Source organism: Pseudomonas sp. FYR_5 (assembly GCF_043106315.1).
Lineage (GTDB): Bacteria > Pseudomonadota > Gammaproteobacteria > Pseudomonadales > Pseudomonadaceae > Aquipseudomonas > Aquipseudomonas putida_Y.
In genome coordinates this window covers 1-332 of the sequence record NZ_JBICMK010000021.1, presented here as the reverse complement: position 1 = coordinate 332, position 332 = coordinate 1, and the positions used below count along the sequence as shown (strand labels likewise).

At 57.5% G+C, this 332-nt stretch carries 1 protein-coding gene; it reads right to left on the bottom strand.

Annotated features, from left to right (window positions below; translation table 11 throughout):
- Positions 1-332: IS66 family transposase zinc-finger binding domain-containing protein (locus ACF8RA_RS02430; protein WP_392518748.1), on the bottom strand; the 332-nt coding region annotated here is incomplete at both ends.

Sequence of the window (332 nt, the reverse complement as noted above, 5' to 3'; positions counted from 1 at the left end):
GCCATCGACGTACTTGGTCGTCAGCAGCATGGCCAGCACGCTTGGGCTGGCCATGCTTTTTTCGATTAACTGGGCGGGCTTGTCAGCAGTGACAGGAGCAGTCTCGCAACCACGGCAGCCATAGATCTTGCGCACGTGTTTGAGTACGCGGATCTGCATCGGCACGATATCGAGCTGCTCGCTGGTTTCTTCGCCGATGACATGCTTGCGGCAACCGCAGGCGCAGGTCAGTTCGTGTTCGGGCAACTCATGGATAACTTCGATACGTGGCAGATTAGCCGCCAGTGACTTGCGCTTGCCACGGCGCTTGACCGGGACAACGACTTCTTCAT